Origin of the sequence: Shewanella fidelis ATCC BAA-318, from assembly GCF_000518605.1 — a bacterium.
Lineage (GTDB): Bacteria > Pseudomonadota > Gammaproteobacteria > Enterobacterales > Shewanellaceae > Shewanella > Shewanella fidelis.
The window spans coordinates 99,235-114,167 of the sequence record NZ_KI912459.1 but is presented as its reverse complement, the minus strand read 5'-3'; the positions used below and the strand labels follow the sequence as shown (position 1 = coordinate 114,167).

The window sequence follows — 14,933 nt, the reverse complement described above, 5'->3', positions numbered from 1 at the left end:
AAGGATGTTCATGACGCCCATAAAAGACAGCTTAAAGAAAAAGAAAATTGACTCATTAGATCTAAAAACACACCTTGCGCTTTTAGGTGTACCTATGTTGTTATTGCTAATAGTATGGGCAATATTTTTTAGTATCAGTAAATCCCCGAACTCCATTGCTAACCTTATACTCGTCGCAATTATTTATCTTTTGGGCTACAGCCTAACCTACTACTTCCATCAAGGTCGACTAAACCGCTTATGGGAGCATCTTCAACAGGTCATTCATGTTAATGACACTACTTTTGAACTCGTCAATATCGCTAGCCAATATCAAAATGAGCGGGAGTTTCTTAATGCATTACTAAAAAAAGCGGTCAGCAGTATTAATGGCGCTGATATGGGATCAATTATAAAAGTAGACAGCCAAACAGGAGAGCTAGAATTCGAATCAACAATCGGCATTGATATCGATAAACTCAGAAGTGTGCAGTTGAACCTCACGCAATCTTTTGAATATAAGCTCACCAAAGGCAAATGCGATAGAGTCGTGGTGATTGACGATATGGCTGAGATCAACGCTCATAGTAGTCTATCTAAAGCTGAGCAGGATATATTTTTAAGCGCACCTTTACATCCTATCCGCTCAACGCTATCAAGCCCTATACATATCGATGGTTTACTTTACGGCATGCTTAACTTAGATAGTGCCAAAGCAAAAGCCTTTAGCCATTACGACAGAAATCTAGTAGCGATATTAACGCACGAAGCCGCTAACGCCATTGCGCTCTACCAAAAAACACGCCAGATACATCAGCTAGCCAACTATGACAGCCTTACCCAACTATACAACCGGCAACGATTTGAGCAAGGTGTAAAGCAATGGAAGATAAAACCCCATTTTGGGAGCTTCTTGGTGATTCTAGACTTAGATAATCTCAAAACAATAAACGATCACTACGGTCACCTTGCTGGTGACAGAGCTTTGCAAGCATTTGCGCAGGTGTTACAGCAAGCTTGGCATAGCAAACACCTTATTGCCCGCTACGGTGGCGATGAATTTATTGCCCTTTGTCATGGGCCTCAAGCACAAATCGAAGCTGAAATTCAGCAAATAAAACAAACCTTACAAGATAAAATGGCAACTGATGCGGCCGAAACACAACAAACAAATGTCACTCCGCTGATAAGCTTCAGTTATGGTATAGCCGACTACCAGGGCTTATTAGATGCCTCCTTTAAAGCTGCTGACAAAGCGCTTTACCAAAATAAACACTTAAAGCAGTCTTCTATAGAAAAGTAGCAAAGCTAATTGGTATAAACCTATTTTGCTACACACAGATCCGATTCAGTATTTTTTCTAACATTGCTGAGGTTTTTTTCTGCTCAAGTGCTTGCTGAGATATGCTTTTTAAACTGACGTGTACGTCTTGACTCAAGCGGGCGATTTCTGCCGCTCGGCCTTTAATACTCGAAGTCGCATTTTGCTGCTCTTCAATACTATGACGAATATTACTGGCTAAGTTATCCAGTTGATTAAAACTACTATCGATTTCACTAAATGCGGCAGTCACTCTATCGCACTGCAATAAACTCTCTTGACTCTCTTTTTGGGTTTCAGCAATCGCTGTCACAGCTTGGCTTGTTTTCGCTTGAAAACCCTCAACAATACTTTGAATTTCAACTGTCGACTCTTGAGTACGGTGAGCAAGAGCTCTAACTTCATCGGCAACAACCGCAAAGCCTCGACCTTGCTCGCCTGCTCTAGCAGCTTCAATAGCGGCATTCAGTGCGAGTAAATTGGTCTGCTCGGCAATACTTTTAATCACCTCAAGTACATTACCAATTGTATGACTATCTTGATGCAGCACATCTAGATCGCTGACTAACCCCTCAATGCCTTGGGTGAACCCCTTAATAAACTGTTGGTTTTTAAGTGCATCATTAGCGCCTAGATGCAGCAATTCATTTGCTTGAGTGGATGTAGACTTTAGCTCTGCAGCATTGCCTGTGAGCTCCTGTGCCGAACTATCTATTTCGTTGAGACTAATATTAATGTTTGCATTTTCTGTCACGCTCTTATCGACGGCTAATTCTGCTGTTGTCATCTGCTCAGACAGTTGCTCTGAGCCTTTTCTAAAGCTTTCTGCATCGTTACGGATCTTATCAAGTACATCTTTAAGCCCCTCAATAAAATCACATAAGTTATTTGAAATCTTTGCTAATTCATCGTTACTCTTGTCAATTATTCGAGCATCTGGTGCTTGTTCAGTACTCACCACTAAAGCCAAATAATGTCTCAATTTTTCCAATCGTAAACTCACTAACTGGCGGCATTGCCACCAAGTGACGGCAAACTGAATAATGGCCGAGCTCACTAACAAGAGTAATATCTCTGTTTTGCTAGCACTGCCCGGGAAAAACAACATTAAAACTAGCACCGTTACCAGAGAGACACCTAACATAGGTAATGTCAGTTTAAGTTGCAGTTTATTATCATAGCTCGCTTGCATATAAGTTCCGTCTATTTGCAGATTCTGCGGTTAGCAGAGTTAACATTTCGTCTACATACTATCGGTCATAATAGAAAAAGATTAACTAAAAATGCCAAAAAAAAGCCCCTGCAGTGCAGAGGCGTTTTTTGTCACTCATGTTAATCAGTTAACGATTAACCAAAGAAGAGTCTCCATAACCAAGATGAATCGAGATCTTCTTGGCACTGGCGATACTGAGCTGCATAGCGTTTAGAGCGCTCATCAACACGAGCTGCCACTTTAATCAACCATGGTTTCTGGTTATATGTTTTACGCTTATAACCGCCCCAACCTTCGTGATAATTTAAATATTGATTTCGGGCATCCCATTTAGATACACCATTTATCTTATGGGTTTTGTAGATAAACCATCCCATAAAGTCCATAGCATCATCAAAGTTACTGCGGCTTGACCATGAGTTACCCGTTTCTCTGACATAGTCATCCCATGTCATGGTTTTAGCTTGGGCATAACCATAAGCTGAACTTGCTCGGCCAATGGGAATAAAACCCAAAAAGTACTCCATAGGCGGCGCAGCATTATGCTTGAATGAACTTTCTTGATACATCATCGCCAAAGGCACATGCACAGGTACCCCCCATTTTTCACGGGTATTTTTAGCAGCGCTATACCATGAGCGATTTTCAGTATAGATAGAGCAAAGGTTCTCAGGATCTTTTGGTGGTGGAGTTGCACAGCCAGTTAACAAGCTAGCTAGAATAACAGTCGCAATTAATGCAGGCCATTTCATAAAAGGGGATACCAATAGACAGTGATAGCAAAATCATAGTGTCACATTGATAAGCCTCAGATGCAATTGAGGTTTGGTTAAATTGTGTTACTAATCAACAGAGCTAATCAATTACAACGGCTCAGGATACTCACACTCATAGGCTTCTTGTTGCCACACTTCAGGTTGCCAAAAACCTTTATCATTGCCGCGATATACTTTATCAACATTAAATTTTGCACCGATATGATAGCGTTGATTGGAGCTGACATTGACAGTTAACTCTTTTGGTGTGCGAGCGCTCAGTTTTACTTTCAAGCTGGGTGCATCAATCAATTCAGCAACAACAAAGGTATGTAATCCTGGTGTTAGGCGGTAATTGGGCTGAGAGATCACAGGCTTACCATCAAGGTGGGTTACCACAACACGGTAAATATCAGCTTGATGGTCTGGCTCTAAAAAGGTCGATACCATACCGCATTGGTTAGCGAGATCAGGTTGCGTTGCACAACCTGATAATAAAATAACCAACGCAGCAAGTGGGGCAACTCTTTTAGTGCCAGCAACCATTAGTGCTATACCTTAAAGTAGTCAGCTAAGAACTCGTCAAAGCTTACACTGACTTCAGCTTCAATTGCAGCTTGCTTGTCAAGCGAAGCTTTAGCATCTTGCTCGTAGCGTTGATTGACGGCGTCTGACAATGGGTACGCCTTTAGCTGTTGATGGTACTCTTCTGCTAATTGTAATACCCAATCACTGTGATCAATTTGCTCTTCCTTCAAACCTTTAATTATTTGGCCTGACAGGGTTTCATCTGGGTTATCAACTGCTTTATGCCATTTGGCTAGCGCGACTTGATAATCGCTTTGCTCGTCATCAAGAAGTTTAGCAATCTCTTTTAAACTAGCAAACAGTGAAGCTAACCAACTGCTTAAGCTAACTTCTTCACCGCCACGAGTAAGCATTAATCCCGGCTTACGTCCCTCTAGTACTACTGAGCTTAAGTTTGCTGAAATTTCTGCTTCTTCGGCTGCATCTGTCGCTGGCGAAGGCTGTAACAAACAGTTTAATAAGAATAGATCTAAGAATCGGATTTGCGATTTCTCGATCCCCACTGAACTATATGGGTTTACGTCTAATGCGCGAACCTCAATATATTCTACGCCAGCACGCGCCAGAGACTCTGACGGTTTTTCATTGCCTTTAGCAACACGTTTTGCACGTATTGGCGAATAAAATTCGTTTTCAATTTGCAAAATATTCGCGTTCAGCTGGCGATATTCACCATCGACTTTTACGCCAATTTTAGCAAAGTTAGCTGACGGCATGTTAATCGCCGACTTCATACCATCTAAGTAGCAAGCTAGACCGTTATAGCTAATGTTGAGGTTATCTTGCTCTTGGTTGGTATAACCTAAATCACTCATGCGTAAAGAGGTCGCATAAGGCAGATATAAAGTGCCATTGCCAATCACTTCAAACGGAAAGTTATTGGTCTTAGGATCTTGAATAAAAGTACTACAGAGCGCCGGCGATGCGCCAAATAAGTAGGGTAATACCCACACTAAACGGCGATAGTTACGAATAAGACCAAAATAAGACTCAGAGATAAAGTCTTCTAAGCTTAATGATTGATCAGAAAGCGCATAGAGCCTATCCCATAACTGATCTGATACTGAAAAGTTAAAGTGCACGCCAGAGATAATCTGCATCTGTGCGCCATATCGATAGGTTAAGCCTTTTCGGTATAAACGCTTCATTTGCCCTGTATTAGAGCTACCATAATCAGCAATAGGAATATCGCCTGCATCGCCTAAATAACAAGGCATGCTTACAGGCCATAAGCGTTGACCATTTAAATGACGGACACTGTATGCGTGAGTTAATGTCAGATCTTCGACTAATTCATCGATATCTTCAAAAACTGGGGTAATAAACTCAAGCAGAGATTCGCTATAATCAGTGGTGATCCGCGAGTGTGTTAAAGCAGAGCCTAGCGCCTTCGGATGTTTATCTTGGGCTAAGTGGCCTGATTTATCTATTCTTAACGCTTCACGCTCAATACCGCGCTGCATTGACTTTAACGCCTGACGACTTGCCGGGTCCGACAGTTTGCCTACTAATTCATTGAAAGATTTCAATATATTACTCTCTAGTACGTGACTCTAACTTAAATAGCATGTCAGTCAGACCCGCCATCGACAACTTAAATTTCAAGTCGTACTCAATTAGCGTTTATTTAACTGCCAACATAATAAACGGTGAGATGATGCCGCCTTATCGACACCATCTTCCGGATATATGGCCTATATCAAGCTTTTACAACTGTAAATTTTGAATTGGATAACCAAGTGTTGATAATTCAGGCTCTATTGCCGCACGATCACCAACGATCAAAATAACCATATCATCTAAGTTCAGTTGCTCTTTAGCCAATTGGTTCAATTCATTACGGCTGATTTGTTTGGTAATTTCAGTCTGTTGCTCACTGTAATTCTCATCCAGATCATAGCGTTGAATATTACGCATTAACCCTGCTTTTTGATAAGGCGTTTCATAATCAAGTGCTTTTGACTGTGAAATAGAACTCTTCATAAAATCGAGTTCTTTCTGAGTCATGCCCTCTTTCTGAAATGCATTAATCTCGTTAATAAACTCTACTAATGCTTCTTTAGTTACATCACTACGCACACTCGCTGTGGCTTGGTAGAATCCTTGTTCAGGGCCACCAGTAAAGTAGCTTCTCGCACCGTAGGTATAGCCTTTATCTTCGCGAAGATTAAGGTTAATTCGGCTATTAAATGCACCACCTAGAGGATAGTTCATCAAGTGTGATTTGAAGAATTCACCTGTGGCGTCGTACTTCAATCCACGCTTACCAATTTTTATCACTGATTGTGCCGCTTCAGGTTTATCTACAATATAAATTTTTGCTGCAGCAACCTCTGGTAATTTTGCTAAAGGAGGAAATGGTGTTGCAGCACCTTTCCAGTTAGAAAGCGTAGCAAGCTTTGTCAGCATTTGCGCTTCATTTAAATTACCTACAGCAACAATTTGAGCATTACCGGCGGTGTACTGTTTCTTATAAAAGGCTTTAACATCATCTAATGTCATTGCCGATACCGTTTCCAGTGTACCGCCGCTACTCACACCAAACGGACTGTCTTTACCGTATAAAAGCTCGCTAAACGCTGTCGTTGCTAAATAATTAGGTTCAGTAAGTTCACGCTGTAAATGTTGCAGCTTTTGCTGCTTTACTCGCTCAAAGTCAGCGGCTTTAAAACCGGGTTCAAATAGCTTTTCTTGCACAATCGCCATGGTTTTATCTAAATTTGCCGTTAACGCAGAAATGTGGATCTGGCTTTGATAACCACTGGCGCTAAAGTTGACATTACTGCCCAACATTTCCAGCGCTTGAGTTAACTCCTCCGCACTGCGCTTTTGGCTAGACTCGTTCATCATGGCTGCAGTCATACCAGCCAGACCAGCTTGTTCAACGCTAAGCAGTCTATGGCCACCATTAAGGTAAATCACAATTTCTACTGTCGGTGTCTCACTGGTTTCTGTACCAATAACCTCGATATTATTAGCCAGTTTACCTTGCCATAACTCAGGCATTGTTAACACAGGAGCAGGACCTGCCGCCGGAATAACACTGCGATCAAAAGATGAGACAATTTGTGGCTTAACTTCTAACCCTTCGACCGCAACAGAAGCAACTTTTTCTGTAGGTGGAGTAAAGTTATCTGCTTTAGCAATTAGCTGTAGTTGTCCTTGCGGCACCACACTCATCACCACCATAGGCTTGTCTTTAATGTACTTGTTAAACACCCGCATTACGTCTTCTTTAGTGACATTAGCGTAGCGCTTTAAATCATAACCTATCATGTCAGGGTTATTAGAGAAGGTTTCATTAAATGCTAAACTCGATACCTTGCCCTGCACGCTTTGCAAACCAAAAATAGTGCCCGCTTCGAAGTTAACTTTTACCTTCTCAAGATCTTCGTCGGTTACCCCCCGTTTTTCAAACTCAGCAATCGAATCATTCATTGCTTGTTCTATTTCAGCCAAGTTGCCACCACGAGCAGGGTTGGCTAACGCATACATAGAAAACTGACAGGCAAGCTCCTGACACGGGTGACTAACACCTGCCTGCACGGCAAGTCCGTCTTTAACTAAGTTTTTATAAAACAGAGATGTTTTACCGCCACCCAGAATATTTGCTAACAGATCTAAAGCGGCTTCATCTTCATGCCTTGCATAAACCGTTGGCATACCAATACGAAGTAAAGGCAAGTGTACTCTGTCTTCCATAGACAGATAACGAGTTTCATCAAGTGTCACTAGTTCCTTTACCGGCGCGGCAACTTCTGGTCCTGCTGGGATTTCACCAAAGTACTTGTTGATCCATGCTAAAGCTTGCATCTCATCGAAGTCACCGCCAATGGTTAAAGTGGCGTTGTTCGGCCCATACCAACGTTGGAAAAAGTGTTTCACATCTTCCACATCTGCACGTTCTAAATCTTCTGGCCAGCCAATAACGGGCCATGAGTATGGATGTCCTTGAGGATAAAATGCTTGATTAAATCGCTCGCCCATTCTGCCATAGGGACGATTATCAATACGTTGCGCGCGCTCGTTTTTAACGGTTTCGCGTTGAACTTCAAACTTCTCTTCGGTTAATGCCGGTAAGAAAAAACCCATGCGATCAGCTTCCAGCCATAGCATTTTCTCTAACTGGTTATTAGGTACCGTCTCAAAGTAGTTTGTTCTATCTGTGTTAGTGGTGCCGTTTAATGTGCCACCAGCTTCAGTGATAAGTTTAAAATGCTGTTCGTCAGCTACATTTTCAGAGCCTTGAAACATCATATGTTCAAAAAGGTGAGCAAAGCCAGAACGACCTTCGAGTTCGCGGCCAGAGCCTACATGGTAAGTCACATCGACATGGACTAATGGATCTGAGTGATCTTCATGCAAAATCACAGTTAAACCATTAGCCAATTGATACTTGCGATAAGGGATCCCGACTTGATCACTATTAAAAGCAACATTTTCAATTAACTTAACCCCTGCAGGTAAGCTAGACTCGTTCTGTTGTTGTCCTGCACAGCCCATTAATGCTGCGCTCACAGCCGCAGCTAATATCCATTTTTTCAATGACCTTCTCCTTTGCAACAGCTCGTTGTTTTCTGCTTTGCTTAATATTGCGCCTAGTATTACCCACATCAGAAAAAACAACCAGCAATGAAATTTAAATTAAACAATTAAAAAGCTATCTCTTTTGATAACATTTTTTATCTACATGCAACTGCAGTGTCGACAATCTAAAACGAACAAAATTTCATTATTCGGTGAATTAACTGATTTTTTTACACAACTGCAGACAAAAGCCTTACTATGTTGCAACAAAGTTAATTTTTAAAGTTATTAAAACAAACTTTAATATTACGATAAGTTATAACTAAATCGGTTTGTGATACAAGTAACACTCTCTATAGAATGAGATGTATTAGGTAACTAAATGTAAATCGCGATAGTGTTTATGGGTGATTATCGGCAGACTAGACTTTGCAATAAGCAAGCGCTCACCCACTCGGAAACATTTACAGAACAATAAAATATTTGGAATTTTGATAATGTGGCAAACAATTAAAAATATCCCTTTTTGGCAAAAAGTCCTTGCCGCCTTTATCTTAGGTGCGGGTGTCGGTGTTGTTTTTGGTGAATCAGCAACCGTACTAAAGCCATTGGGCGACCTATTTATTAGTGCAATTAAAATGTTGGTTGCACCGTTAATTTTCTGCGCCATTGTTGTCAGTATCACCTCTCTCGGATCTGAAGTTAGCCTCAAAAGGCTCAGCTTTAAAACCTTAGCCATGTTTATGTTTACCGGTACGATTGCCTCAATTATTGGCTTAACGATTGGCTCCGTGATTGACATGGGTGGCTCAATGGAGCTAGTTGCAACAGAAGTACGCGAGCGAAACGTTCCAGGGTTTGCCCAGGTTTTACTTGATATGATCCCTGTCAATCCATTCGCTTCTCTCGCTGAGGGCAAAGTTCTACAAATCATTATTTTTGCGGCGCTGATCGGTATCGCAATAAATAAAGTTGGCGACAAAGCTGAGCCACTAAAACGTACTATCGAAGCCGGTGCAGAAGTTATGTTCCAGTTAACTCGTATGGTATTACAGCTAACTCCTATCGGTGTTTTTGGATTGATGGCTTGGGTTGTTGGTGAATACGGATTATCAACATTATTACCATTGGGTAAATTTATTGGAGCGATATACATCGCAGCACTCATCCACATTATTTTTGTCTATGGCGGCTTAGTAAAATTTGCTGCAAAGCTCAGCCCTGTGCAGTTTTTCCGAAAAGCGATCCCTGCGCAAATAGTAGCATTTACCACAGCGTCGAGCTTTGGCACTTTACCTGCAAGCACCCGCTGTACAGAATCTATGGGCGTATCTAAGCGTTATGGTGCGTTTGTCTTACCATTAGGTGCAACTATGAACATGGACGGCTGCGGTGGTATTTATCCAGCGATTGCCGCAATATTTATTGCACAAATTTATGGCATTCCACTGGATATGACCGATTACCTGTTAATTGCGGTAACCGCTACGGTTGCCTCGGTAGGTACGGCAGGTGTTCCGGGAAGTGCAATGGTGATGCTAACTGTAACTTTGGGTGTTGTTGGTTTGCCACTAGAGGGTATCGCCTTTATCGCTGCAGTTGATCGCATCATCGATATGATCCGTACAGCAACTAACGTTACCGGTGACATGATGACAGCAGTAGTGATTGGCAAGTCTGAAGGTCAGCTTGATGAGCAGCAGTTTTATACTCAAGAGACTGAGCAAGTAGAGCAAGTTCGTAGCTAATACTGCATCGCAACTCAATAAAAAAGGCCGCACTCGCGGCCTTTTTACTTTATACTTTTCAATATTCTAGTAAAGATAAGTATGACAACGGAGCGCTTAGATATGACTAAACTTTTCATTTTGCCAATACTACTTTCACTGGCTTGGGCGCTCTTCCTAAACTACAACGGCATACCGTTAAAACAGGGCAAAAAAGGCTTTCTCTATATCATAGGCATAAGCCTGACCATTTTTTTTGCCCTCGCCTTTTTGCTTTGGCTAACCGCAGGGCAAAATGTCAAAGCGGTTTAACCTCATACATCAGCAGCCCAATCACCGCTTGCGACTTTGCTAAAAATAGTTATTTCCTAAAAAAAACCTGCCAAAAGGCAGGTTTTTTCAAATTAGTCTAACTTTAAGTTAACCAAGTACGGCAAGTAATACACCCGCAGCGACAGCACTACCAAGCACCCCGGCAACGTTTGGCCCCATAGCATGCATCAATAAGAAGTTTTGGTTATTCGATTCTAAACCGACTTTGTTAACTACTCGCGCCGCCATTGGCACTGCAGAGACCCCAGCCGCCCCAAGCAGTGGATTAATTTTACCACCTGATAGTTTGCTCATCAGTTTTGCCATCAGTACACCAGATGCTGTACCAATAGAAAACGCAACCGCACCAAGTACTAAAATACCTAAGGTTTCCATCTGTAAAAACTGCTCTGCAGACAACTTAGAACCTACGGCTAAGCCGAGGAAAATAGTGACTATGTTAATCAGCTCGTTTTGCGCAGTGCTTGATAATCTATCCACAACACCCGACTCACGCATTAAGTTACCGAGACAAAACATACCCACCAATGGTGTTGCTGCCGGAAGGAACAAAATCGTTAAACCAAGTACCATTAACGGGAAGATAATCTTCTCTGTTTTACTGACTTCACGCAGTTGCTCCATCTTAATTTGACGTTCAGATTCGGTCGTTAATAAGCGCATAATAGGCGGTTGAATTAACGGTACCAGTGCCATATAAGAATATGCAGCAACCGCAATAGCACCGAGTAACTCAGGCGCCAGTTTTGAGGCCAAGAAAATAGCTGTTGGCCCATCCGCTCCGCCAATAATCGCAATAGCTGCGGCATCGGTCATTGAGAAATCAAATCCTGGGATCCAATTTAGTGCAATCGCTCCAAGCAAAGTAGCGAAAATACCAAACTGAGCCGCGGCGCCTAAAAGTAACATTTTAGGGTTGGCAATTAGCGCCCCAAAATCGGTTAATGCTCCTACCCCCATAAAGATCAGCAGCGGAAAAATCCCTGTTTCAATACCAACATAATAGGCAAAATACAGTAAACCGCCCTCGTCAGTAAAACCGCCATTGGGGATATTAGCCAATATGGCGCCAAAGCCAATAGGTAAAAGTAATAATGGTTCAAATTTTTTCGCAATGGCTAAGTACAACAATATACAGCCAACAGCCATCATCAACAGCTGGCCGCCTTCAAAGTTAGCAATACCTGATTCAGCCCAAAATGCAATTAATCCTTCCATGGTGACTCCTAAGCTAATGCCAACAATTGGCTACCCACAGCTACTGCGTCACCTTCTTTCACCCAAACTTTAGAGATCACGCCATCAGCCTCGGCTCTGACTTCAGTCTCCATCTTCATCGCTTCGAGAATAATCACTACATCACCCTGTTTTACCGTATCACCTGGCGATACATGCACTTTAAAGATATTGCCTGATAGCGGGGCACTTTGTTCATGCTTAACTGCAGATAAATCAACAACTGGCGCAGCGGCAGCTGGAGCGGAAAATGGCACTACGTTCTCGGTAGGTGTAATTTGGCTAATATCACCACCCTCAGCAACTTCAACAACAAAACTTTGGCCTTGCACTGTAACGGTATAAGTTTCAGGTCCTTGTAGACTTGCCGCCTTCGCTTCCGCTTTTTTCGCCTCTTCTAGTGCTTTAGCAGCCACCTCAGGCTTTGGCTCAAATGCATCGGGATTATTACGGTTACTTAAGAATTTGAGTCCAATTTGTGGAAATAACGCATAAGTTAATACGTCATCATCAAGTTCTGTAGCAAGCTCAATACCATCAGCTTGTGCTTTTTGCTGTAACTCAGCTCGTAACTTTTCAAGTTCAGACTCAAGCAAGTCTGCAGGACGGCAGGAAATAGCCTCTGCTCCAGCTAATACTCGTTGCTGTAATTCAGCGTTCACTGGCGCAGGAGTCGCACCATACTCGCCTCTTAATACGCCTTCAGTTTCCTTAGTCATTGACTTGTATCGTTCGCCTGTTAGCACGTTAATGACAGATTGCGTACCAACGATCTGCGAAGTTGGAGTCACCAAAGGCAAATAACCTAAATCTTCACGTACACGCGGGATCTCTTCTAAAACTAAATCGAGCTTATCGCCTGCACCTTGCTCTTTTAACTGACTTTCCATGTTGGTCAACATGCCACCGGGTACTTGAGCATGTAAAATACGTGAGTCGATCCCCTTTAGCTCCCCCTCAAAAGCCGCATACTTTTTACGCACGACTCTAAAGTAAGCAGCGATCTCTTCAAGTAGCGCCATGTCATAGCCAGTTGCCCGTTCCGTACCTTCCACCATAGCAACTAAGGTTTCAGTTGCACTATGGCCATAAGTTTGGCTCATTGATGAAATAGCTGTATCAAGTACATCAATGCCCGCTTCAATCGCCTTTTGATAAGTCGCTGTGCTTAAGCCAGTTGTAGCGTGGCAGTGTAATGACAATACAAGATCTGTCTGGGACTTTATTTGGCTGATTAAATCATAAGCTTCAAACGGCTTTAGCAAGCCAGCCATATCTTTAATGCAAAGCGAATGACAACCCATGTCCTCAATTCGCTTAGCCATATCTACCCAAGTATCCAAGTTATGAACCGGACTTGTTGTATAAGACAGGGTACCTTGAGCATGACCACCGACTTCGATAACAGACTTAACTGCAGTCTCAAGATTGCGTACGTCATTCATTGCGTCGAATACACGGAAAACATCAACACCGTTTGTATGAGCTCGTTCAACGAAACGGTGGACTAAGTCGTCAGCATAGTGACGATAGCCTAATAGATTTTGACCACGCAAAAGCATTTGCTGTGGGGTATTCGGCATGACTTTTTTAAGTTCGCGAATACGCTCCCAAGGATCTTCACCTAAATAGCGAATACAAGAATCAAATGTAGCTCCTCCCCAAGACTCGATTGACCATAGGCCAACCTTATCCAATAAAGGTGCAATAGGTAACATATCTTCGGTACGCAAACGAGTAGCGAGAATGGATTGGTGTGCGTCTCTTAAGACTACATCAGTTAAAGCCAATGGCTTGCTCATACTAATACTCCCTACTTTTATAATACTTTTTTACGGTGTTGATGAATTGCCGCGGTGATAACCGCAGTCATTAATGGGCTCACGGAGCTATTCACAACCTCTTGTTGTGCCACCTGTGTTGACTTGACGGCTTGTGGTTTTGGCGCGAACTTCTTAGCAACTAAGTTCATTGCTAAAATAAGAAAACTTAGGAAAATAAATACTAATGCCATGCCTAGTACCATGATCCCTAGTGCGTCAAATAACTGCTCTGATATTGAAACCATCTAAATCCTCTCGTTGGCATCCTGTTGTAAAACACACCCAAATTAGCAATAAGTATTCACCGTTAATTCACAAATTATGCACTTTACGTAATTCGAATTAGTTATCGCATTATGCTCAAATGATGAACAACAGTAAAAAACAATAACTAATCTATAACAAAATAGCGAGCCATTTGTAAATTGGTCATACCATGAAAAACAACACAAAGCCTATATAGATGATAATTCAACAATAAAGTAGGGTTAAAAATCGATTATATTCAATATTTTTCGATAGCTAAGATTTTCTTTATAATCTAATTACATTTTTACAGGAAAATGAATTCAGGATTAAGAACAGCAAAAGCCAACATAGCTCACACAATATTTATGCAAACGTGTTTTGAAGCGGATTTTGGTGATTAGTGACAGTGATAGGCTTAAAAGAGAGAATAGTTCCCTCGAAGTTTACTATTAGATAACGATACACAGTTAACACGCTTTAACTACATAAGTAACCAAGTGTTACGCGGCTAATCGAGCCAAGTTCAAGCAAAATAAACTAAGTATCCACGGCTTTTAACCCAACTTAATGGCATTTAGTTGTAGGAAGCTTAGCTTAACTTACCTATATAACTTACAAACACTAGCAAAGCTCGAGATGTTAGACATTTGTTCACTCGGTTAGCATTTAGCGGTTTTGAGGCGTGGTTATCCTCGGACGTAACTCTTCCTCTTATAACCATATCGTCATTCGTCGCATCAGATCTGCATTGGCTTGAGCGTTTCATACGCTTAAATCCCTATTGAGTACAGGAACAAGTGTCTGATGTTTGCTCGGAACATATAAGACCATACGGCTTGCAGAGTAAAATGCGTTGTGAGGCTAGGGGCAAGCTGCGTTTCTTACTTCTGTATTGATTTTAATGTGGGAATAAGCAGCTATTCGCCTTGAATTAGTTTACCCAACACCGCTATGAGTAGAGCAAATTCTTATTGCGATTGGTATTTTTGTGAAGTCAAAGAGTAGCAAAACAGTGATATTTGCCATCAAGGTAGGGAAAATTTAGATACAAAAAAACCGCAACTAGTGCGGTTTATTTGTTTGAATGAATGGCGGAGAAGGAGGGATTCGAACCCTCGATGGGAGTTAAAGCCCATACTCCCTTAGCAGGGGAGCGCCTTCGGCCACTCGGCCACCTCTCCG

The 14,933-nt window shown here is 42.0% G+C and carries 11 protein-coding genes and 1 tRNA gene; 3 read left to right on the top strand and 9 right to left on the bottom strand.

The window, feature by feature from the left end; translation table 11 throughout:
- Positions 1-10: 10 nt before the first annotated feature.
- Positions 11-1,282, top strand: a complete 1,272-nt coding sequence (locus L884_RS0116620; RefSeq protein ID WP_028768552.1) for a sensor domain-containing diguanylate cyclase — start codon at positions 11-13, stop codon at positions 1,280-1,282.
- Positions 1,283-1,310: 28 nt separating this feature from the next.
- Here the strand turns inward: L884_RS0116620 and L884_RS0116615 are convergent, their stop codons facing one another.
- From L884_RS0116615 to L884_RS0116595, 5 genes are all read right to left on the bottom strand, one after another.
- Positions 1,311-2,492: a methyl-accepting chemotaxis protein gene (locus L884_RS0116615; RefSeq protein WP_028768551.1), complete on the bottom strand. Its 1,182-nt coding sequence runs from the start codon at positions 2,490-2,492 to the stop codon at positions 1,311-1,313.
- A gap of 155 nt (positions 2,493-2,647) precedes the next feature.
- Positions 2,648-3,265 (bottom strand): transglycosylase SLT domain-containing protein, encoded by a 618-nt coding sequence (locus L884_RS0116610; RefSeq protein WP_028768550.1) that lies wholly within the window; start codon positions 3,263-3,265, stop codon positions 2,648-2,650.
- Positions 3,266-3,376: 111 nt separating this feature from the next.
- A complete protein-coding gene (locus L884_RS0116605) occupies positions 3,377-3,814 on the bottom strand; it encodes a hypothetical protein (protein WP_028768549.1) in 438 nt (145 codons plus the stop codon).
- A 5-nt stretch (positions 3,815-3,819) separates the two neighbouring features.
- Complete coding sequence (gene gshA, locus L884_RS0116600) at positions 3,820-5,385, bottom strand: glutamate--cysteine ligase (RefSeq protein WP_028768548.1); 1,566 nt, start codon at positions 5,383-5,385, stop codon at positions 3,820-3,822.
- A 178-nt stretch (positions 5,386-5,563) separates the two neighbouring features.
- Positions 5,564-8,401 (bottom strand): M16 family metallopeptidase, encoded by a 2,838-nt coding sequence (locus L884_RS0116595; RefSeq protein WP_028768547.1) that lies wholly within the window; start codon positions 8,399-8,401, stop codon positions 5,564-5,566.
- A gap of 476 nt (positions 8,402-8,877) precedes the next feature.
- Between L884_RS0116595 and L884_RS0116590 the strand changes: the two genes are divergently transcribed.
- Positions 8,878-10,131, top strand: coding sequence for a dicarboxylate/amino acid:cation symporter (locus L884_RS0116590; RefSeq protein WP_028768546.1), 1,254 nt, complete (start codon positions 8,878-8,880; stop codon positions 10,129-10,131).
- Between the two features lie 102 nt (positions 10,132-10,233).
- On the top strand, positions 10,234-10,422 hold the full coding sequence (locus L884_RS0116585) for a membrane protein (RefSeq protein WP_028768545.1): 189 nt from the start codon (positions 10,234-10,236) through the stop codon (positions 10,420-10,422).
- Positions 10,423-10,530: 108 nt separating this feature from the next.
- On the opposite strand, the gene L884_RS0116580 is transcribed toward L884_RS0116585, so the two are convergent.
- From L884_RS0116580 to L884_RS0116565, 4 genes are all read right to left on the bottom strand, one after another.
- Positions 10,531-11,661: a sodium ion-translocating decarboxylase subunit beta gene (locus L884_RS0116580; RefSeq protein WP_028768544.1), complete on the bottom strand. Its 1,131-nt coding sequence runs from the start codon at positions 11,659-11,661 to the stop codon at positions 10,531-10,533.
- Positions 11,662-11,669: 8 nt separating this feature from the next.
- A complete protein-coding gene (oadA, locus tag L884_RS0116575; protein WP_028768543.1) occupies positions 11,670-13,481 on the bottom strand; it encodes a sodium-extruding oxaloacetate decarboxylase subunit alpha in 1,812 nt (603 codons plus the stop codon).
- A 17-nt stretch (positions 13,482-13,498) separates the two neighbouring features.
- Complete coding sequence (locus L884_RS0116570) at positions 13,499-13,747, bottom strand: OadG family protein (RefSeq protein WP_028768542.1); 249 nt, start codon at positions 13,745-13,747, stop codon at positions 13,499-13,501.
- Between the two features lie 1,093 nt (positions 13,748-14,840).
- Positions 14,841-14,932 (bottom strand) — tRNA-Ser (locus tag L884_RS0116565).
- Between the last annotated feature and the right edge of the window lies 1 nt (position 14,933).

Coding starts and splice junctions, on each gene's coding strand:
- L884_RS0116610 (WP_028768550.1), bottom strand. CDS start 3,265: ATGAAATGGCCTGCATTAATTGCGACTGTTATTCTAGCTAGCTTGTTA.
- L884_RS0116585 (WP_028768545.1), top strand. CDS start 10,234: ATGACTAAACTTTTCATTTTGCCAATACTACTTTCACTGGCTTGGGCG.
- L884_RS0116570 (WP_028768542.1), bottom strand. CDS start 13,747: ATGGTTTCAATATCAGAGCAGTTATTTGACGCACTAGGGATCATGGTA.
- L884_RS0116615 (WP_028768551.1), bottom strand. CDS start 2,492: ATGCAAGCGAGCTATGATAATAAACTGCAACTTAAACTGACATTACCT.
- L884_RS0116580 (WP_028768544.1), bottom strand. CDS start 11,661: ATGGAAGGATTAATTGCATTTTGGGCTGAATCAGGTATTGCTAACTTT.
- L884_RS0116620 (WP_028768552.1), top strand. CDS start 11: ATGACGCCCATAAAAGACAGCTTAAAGAAAAAGAAAATTGACTCATTA.
- oadA (WP_028768543.1), bottom strand. CDS start 13,481: ATGAGCAAGCCATTGGCTTTAACTGATGTAGTCTTAAGAGACGCACAC.
- L884_RS0116605 (WP_028768549.1), bottom strand. CDS start 3,814: ATGGTTGCTGGCACTAAAAGAGTTGCCCCACTTGCTGCGTTGGTTATT.